Source organism: Streptomyces milbemycinicus, assembly GCF_002154605.1.
Classification (GTDB): Bacteria; Actinomycetota; Actinomycetes; order Streptomycetales; family Streptomycetaceae; genus Streptomyces; species Streptomyces milbemycinicus.
Genome location: NZ_MUNE01000588.1, coordinates 1 through 4764 on the forward strand (window position 1 = coordinate 1; position 4764 = coordinate 4764).

Annotated in this window: 4 protein-coding genes; 1 reads left to right on the forward strand and 3 read right to left on the reverse strand. The window is 69.6% G+C overall.

Features of this window, described 5'->3' with window-relative positions; genetic code table 11:
* Window positions 1-769, reverse strand: a 769-nt coding sequence (locus CCN51_RS39370) for a CTP synthase (protein ID WP_086860671.1), incomplete at its 3' end; no start/stop codon positions are given.
* A 453-nt stretch (window positions 770-1222) separates the two neighbouring features.
* Between CCN51_RS39370 and CCN51_RS39375 the strand changes: the two genes are divergently transcribed.
* Window positions 1223-3025: a glycoside hydrolase family 15 protein gene (locus tag CCN51_RS39375; protein WP_014180802.1), complete on the forward strand. Its 1803-nt coding sequence runs from the start codon at window positions 1223-1225 to the stop codon at window positions 3023-3025.
* A 101-nt stretch (window positions 3026-3126) separates the two neighbouring features.
* Here the strand turns inward: CCN51_RS39375 and CCN51_RS39380 are convergent, their stop codons facing one another.
* The gene (locus CCN51_RS39380; RefSeq protein WP_014180801.1) at window positions 3127-4308 is read right to left on the reverse strand and encodes a glycoside hydrolase family 64 protein; all 1182 of its coding nucleotides are present in this window, start codon (window positions 4306-4308) and stop codon (window positions 3127-3129) included.
* Window positions 4309-4469: 161 nt separating this feature from the next.
* On the reverse strand, window positions 4470-4764 hold a 295-nt coding region (locus tag CCN51_RS39385; protein WP_143676025.1), incomplete at its 5' end, for a glycosyltransferase.

Below are 4764 nucleotides of genomic sequence, written 5' to 3' on the forward strand. Positions count from 1 at the left end.
TGGGGATGTCGTAGATCGACTTGGCGTCGATGGCGGCGACCACGGCCGCCTCGTCGACGTCGCACATCAGCGAGACCTTGCGCTTGATGGAGGTCGGGACCTCACGGTCGGCGCGCAGCACGATCGCGTCGGGCTGGATACCGATGTTGCGCAGGGCGGCGACCGAGTGCTGGGTGGGCTTGGTCTTGAGCTCGCCGGAGGGACCGATGTACGGCAGCAGGGAGATGTGCACGACGAAGACGTTGTCCCGGCCGACCTCGTGGCGGACCTGGCGCACGGACTCCAGGAAGGGCAGCGACTCGATGTCGCCGACGGTGCCGCCGACCTCGGTGATCACGACGTCCACGTCGTCCGTCGCCATCCGCCGGATACGGTGCTTGATCTCGTTGGTGATATGCGGGATGACCTGCACGGTGTCGCCCAGGTACTCACCGCGCCGCTCCTTGGCGATCACGGTGGAGTAGACCTGGCCGGTGGTGACGTTGGCGGAGCCGTCGAGGTCGACGTCGAGGAACCGCTCGTAGTGGCCGATGTCCAGGTCGGTCTCGGCGCCGTCGTTGGTGACGAACACCTCGCCGTGCTGGAACGGGTTCATGGTGCCCGGGTCCACGTTGAGGTACGGGTCCAGCTTCTGCATCGTTACGCGCAGACCGCGCGCTTTGAGCAGGGCACCGAGGCTGGAGGCGGTCAGGCCCTTGCCGAGTGAGGAAGCGACACCCCCGGTGACGAAGATGTGCTTGGTCGTCGTGGGCTTAGCGGCAATGGCCAAAACGAGGCTCCCGTGGTCGCGAGGTGAGGGTGCGGGGTCCGGCGACCGCCCCGGTATTCCGGGGGCGCCGTTGGTGAGGTTCGGGGGTTTTGCGCCCACCGCTCCACGGGCTACCAGGGTATCAGTGCCCTCCCCCGGCTACGGCTGGGCAGGGTGCACCTGCCGGGAGAAGTCGGGCGAGCCGGGGAGCCTTCCGCGCCCGCCGGGGGTACGGATCCGCTACCGCTCGAACACCATGGGTGACCTGGCCACCCGATCGGCCGCCGGGTCCAAGCCACGATGTGGGACGACTCAAGCGGATCACTGTTCTCCGTCGTATCCTGCTCGGACGCAATGCTGCGAGCCGGCCGGCAGGGGACCACCACGCCCTCGGAACAAGCGCTCGTCGAGAACTTCCAAGACCGTGGACAATAGCCTTCCGGGGCACCGCGGCCGTTCGAATGGGGATAGTACGTGGCCGGGCGTATCGAGGATTACGCACTGATCGGGGATATGCAGACCGCCGCCCTGGTCTGCAGAGATGGCACGGTCGACTGGCTTTGTCTGCCGCGCTTCGATTCGCATGCCGTCTTCGCCGGGCTACTGGGCACCGACGAGCATGGCTTCTGGCACCTGGGGCCCGCGCAGGCCGCGGGCAGCACTCCCGCGGCCGCCGACCGCCGCCGCTACCGCGGCGACTCGCTGGTCCTCGAATCGGAATGGGACACCCCGCGCGGCACGGTCCGCGTGATCGACTTTATGCCGCCCCGTGACGGGGCCCCTCAGCTGGTGCGGATCGTCGAGGGCGTGAGCGGCCGGGTGCCGATGCGCTCGGCGCTGCGGATGCGCTTCTCGTACGGCTGGGTCGTGCCGTGGGTGCACAAGATCGACGGGCGGACGGTCGCCGTCGCCGGACCCGATTCGGTGTGGCTTGACACCGAGATCGACACCTACGGCAAGGACCTGACCACCTACTCGAACTTCACCGTCGCCCCCGGCGACCGGATCGCCTTCACCATCAGCTGGCAGCCCTCGCACAAGGAGCCGCCGGCGCTGCCGGACCCGGAGGGCGCGCTGGAGGCGACCGAGGTCTTCTGGCGCGAATGGGTCGAGCACTGCACGTACCACGGCCCCTACCGGGACGCGGTGGTCCGCTCGCTGATCACCCTCAAGGCGCTCACCTACGCCCCCACCGGCGGCATCGTCGCCGCGCCCACCACCTCGCTGCCCGAGGAGATCGGCGGCGTCCGGAACTGGGACTACCGCTACACCTGGCTGCGCGATGCGGCGATCACCCTGTCCTCGCTGCTGCGCACCGGCTACCGCGAGGAGGCGCGCGCCTGGCGCGAGTGGCTGCTGCGCGCGGTCGCGGGCGACCCGGAGAACCTCCAGATCATGTACGGCATCGCGGGTGAGCGCGAGCTGGGCGAGGCCGAGCTGCCCTGGCTGCCCGGCTACGAGGGCTCGCAGCCGGTCCGGGTCGGCAACGGCGCGGCCGGGCAGCTCCAGCTGGATGTGTACGGGGAGGTCACCGAGGCGCTGCACCTGGCGCATATGACCGGCCTGGCCCGCAACGACTACGCGAGCGTGCTCCAGCTGAAGCTGATCCGCTACCTCGAGGAGCACTGGGACGAGCCGGACGAGGGCATCTGGGAGGTGCGCGGGCCGCGGCGGCACTTCGTGCACTCCAAGGTGATGGCCTGGGTCGCGGTGGACCGCACCGTCAAGCTCATCGAATCGGGCGACGTGGACGGGCCGTTGGAGCGCTGGCGCGACCTGCGCGACGAGATCCACCGGGATGTCTGCGAGAAGGGCTACGACCCCGAGCGCAACACCTTCACCCAGTCCTACGGCTCGCGGGAGCTGGACGCCTCCCTGCTGCTGATCCCGCAGATGGGCTTTCTGCCGCCGGACGACAAGCGGGTCATCGGGACCATCGAGGCCATCCAGCGGGAGCTGTCGACCACGGACGGCTTCGTGCTGCGCTACCCGACGGCCGGCGAGGACGCGGGCGTGGACGGCCTCGAAGGCGACGAAGGGGCCTTCCTGGCCTGCTCGTTCTGGCTGGCCGACGACCTGGCGATGATCGGCCGGGTCGACGAGGCCCGCAAGCTCTTCGAGAAGCTGCTCTCGCTCCGCAACGACCTGGGGCTGCTGGCGGAGGAGTGGGACCCGCGGCTGCAGCGGCAGGTGGGCAACTTCCCGCAGGCCTTCAGCCATGTGCCGCTGATCGACACGGCGCTGCGGCTGACCGCGTCCGGGGCGTACGGAGGATAGGCCGGCAGGCCCGGTCACCGGCCGAAGACACAGGAAGACACGCAGGAAGACACAGGAGCCCGGGCCCGCACGGCCCGGGCTCCTGTGACGTGTTTCCGGGTTCAGAAGGCGGTCAGGGTCAGCGTGACGCCCGTCGGGGCGGTGTCCTGGATGTACGACGCGAAGTCGGCGACGTCGTCGAAGGCGAAGCCGTACGCCTTGCCGTCCGCGGTCGCCGCGTGCATGGCCTTGGCGTAGTGGTTGGTGACCTGTGGGGTGTAGAAGGCGGCCGGGTCGGTGGTCGGCTGGGCGGGCGTGTTGTGCAGGGTGGTGCGGTTGAAGCCCGCGCCGAGGATGGCCGCGACCGGGCCCGTGGTCCCGTCGTTGGGCGCGGCGAGCGCGCCGTCGCAGAAGAGCACGTCCCTGGTGGAGGGCTTGTTGAAGGCCACGGAGCCGGGGCCGGTGAAGGACAGCCGCCCGCCGCTCACCCGGCCGGTGAAGGTGCCCGCGTTGGTGGTGACCTTCAGGTCCTTGGCGGCGTAGGCGGCCCAGACCTCGTCGATATAGGCGGCGAGATAGTCCTTGGCGAACAGCCCCGCGTCGAGGCCGTGTCCGGGGGCGATGACCCTCAGCTTGTCGCCGAGGACCAGCGGCGCGAAGGCGTCGACCGCGGCGAGGCCGGAGAAGACCTTGGCGCGGGCGCCGCTCTTGAGGGTGCCGGTGGTCTGGTCCTTGGCCCCGGTCAGGCGGATCGACAGCGGGACGCTGAACATGTCGACCATGGTGGTGTTGCAGAACATCCCGGCGGAGTTGAAGGTGAACTCCGCACAGTCGTGCAGGATGTTGTAGTTGGGGTCACTGGACACCCAGCCCGCCGGGTACTGCAGGGCCGCGTTGCCCGCGCCGTCGGTGACCGCCTTGAACTTGAGCTTGGAGCCGAGGGCGACATAGATCCGGCCGGACATGTTGGGCAGGGTCAGTTTGGTGTCCCCGCTTCCGGCGAGCGGGATGGCGTAGTCGGTCCAGCCGTCCGGTCCGTTGTCGGAGAGCGCGATGGGCGCGACCCTGCCGTCCGGGGTGACGCGGACCTGGCGACCGCCCTCGTTGCCGACGATATAGATCCATATCGACGAATTGCCGAACTGACCTGTGTTGTTGACGACTGTCAGCGGCATCGTGGCGGCGCGCTCCGCGCCATTGGCCCGGCCGCCCGCGAGGGTGAGGCCCGAACCTGCGGCGGCAGCGGCGGTGAGACCGCCGAGCAGCGTCCTGCGGCTGATCGTCCCGTTCTTCATCCTGCTCATGACATGTACTCCTCGGCGTTGTGGGGGATTTGCCGGGATATTGGAGAGGGGTGGGGGGTGACGGGAACCGTCTCCGTGAGAGCGCTCTCTCCCGCTCCTAGCCCAGCACCCTGCCCATCGGCCGCCCCCTGCGTCAAGGACTTCGGCGGGCTTGGACCGGATTAGGTCTGAACCAATTCGTCGTAGACGCTGAGGACATGGGCGACCGTGTCGTCCTCCGTCGGCCAGCCCGCGGTCCGCGCCCGCCCCGCCGCGGCCAGCTCCACCCGGCGCACCGGATCCGCGAGCAGCCGGATCACCGCGCCCGCCAGGTCCTCCGGCGCCCCGTACGGCACCAGTTCGGCCGCCTCCCCCACCAGCTCCGGCACCCCGCCGACCGCCGTGGCCACCAGCGGCACGCCCGCGTGCAGCGCCTCCTGCGCCAGCAGCGACCGCGCCTCCCACCGGCTGGAGAGC